Origin of the sequence: Sphingobium sp. CCH11-B1, from assembly GCF_001556865.1 — a bacterium.
Classification (GTDB): Bacteria; Pseudomonadota; Alphaproteobacteria; order Sphingomonadales; family Sphingomonadaceae; genus Sphingobium.
Genome location: NZ_LSJY01000168.1, coordinates 1 through 1,323, shown reverse-complemented (window position 1 = coordinate 1,323; position 1,323 = coordinate 1). Strand labels below are relative to the sequence as shown.

At 62.1% G+C, this 1,323-nt stretch carries 1 protein-coding gene; it reads left to right on the top strand.

All coding sequences use genetic code 11. The features are described from left to right. Nucleotides 1-58 precede the first annotated feature (58 nt). On the top strand, nt 59-1,282 hold the full coding sequence (locus AX724_RS16830; RefSeq protein ID WP_066768497.1) for an IS256 family transposase: 1,224 nt from the start codon (nt 59-61) through the stop codon (nt 1,280-1,282). The last annotated feature ends 41 nt before the right edge of the window (nt 1,283-1,323 follow it).

The window sequence follows — 1,323 nt, the reverse complement described above, 5'->3', positions numbered from 1 at the left end:
GGGGACTGTCAGGATTTCCGTGTGTGGGCGGGCATAATGGGCAAGAAGGAGTCCCACTATGTCCCGACGCAAGGAGCCGGTAATTCCGGCTGATTTACTGGATCAACTTCTGGCTGGCGGCGATGCCACGGCAGCCCTTCAGCAGGGTGGCCTTCTGGATTCGCTGAAGAAGGCGCTGGCCGAACGCGCCCTCAATGCTGAGATGGATCATCATCTTGGGCACGGCGACCAGGCCGGCAACAACCGTAATGGCTATGGCCGCAAGACGGTGGTCACGGACACCGGCAAGATCGAGATCGAGGTACCCCGCGATCGGCAGGGCAGCTTTGATCCGCAACTGATCGCCAAGTACCAGCGCCGGTTCCCCGGCTTCGACGACAAGATCGTGTCGATGTACGCGCGCGGCATGAGCACGCGGGAGATCACCGGGCATCTGCGCGAGCTATACGGCATCGACGTTTCGCCGGACCTCATATCGACCGTCACCGACGCCGTGCTCGAGGAGGTCGCCGCCTGGCAGGCCCGCCCGCTCGATCCGGCCTATCCGCTGGTTTTCTTCGACGCCATTCGGGTCAAGATCCGCGATGAGGGCATGGTCCGCAACAAGGCGATCCACATCGCGCTGGGTGTGCTGGCCGATGGCACCAAGGTCGTTCTGGGCCTGTGGATCGAGCAGAACGAAGGCGCCAAATTCTGGCTGCGCGTCATGAACGAGCTGAAGAACCGTGGCGTCGAGGACATCATGCTGGCCGTTGTCGATGGCCTCAAGGGCTTCCCTGACGCAATCACCGCCGTGTTCCCAGAAGCCGTGGTCCAAACGTGCATCGTCCATCTGCTGCGCAACTCAATGGACTTCGTCTCCTGGAAGGACCGCAAGCCGCTGGCCACGGCACTGAAGGGCATTTACCGCGCCGTCGACGCCAAGGCCGCCGAGGAAGCACTCACGGCCTTCGAGGACAGCGAATGGGGGCGGCGCTACCCTGCAATCGGCCAGAGCTGGCGGCGGGCGTGGAGTGAAGTTATTCCCTTCTTCGCCTTCCCCGACGAGGTCCGCAGGATCGTCTACACCACGAATGCCATTGAGGCCCTGAATGCCCAGCTCCGGCGGGCGGTCAGAGCCAGAGGACACTTTCCCAACGACGAGGCCGCGACCAAGTTGCTCTATCTGATCTTGAACAGATCCGAGAAAGAGTGGAAAATGCCGCCGCGTGAGTGGTCCATGGCCAAGGCCCAGTTCGCCGTCCTGTTCGGCGAACGCTTCATCAAGGCCATGGCGGCGTAATGTTTAACCGCCCGCCCACACACGGAAATCCTGACAGTCCC

What these genes read in the sequence shown, in the direction of transcription:
- AX724_RS16830 (WP_066768497.1), top strand. Translation starts at nt 59, where the DNA reads ATGTCCCGACGCAAGGAGCCGGTAATTCCGGCTGATTTACTGGATCAA.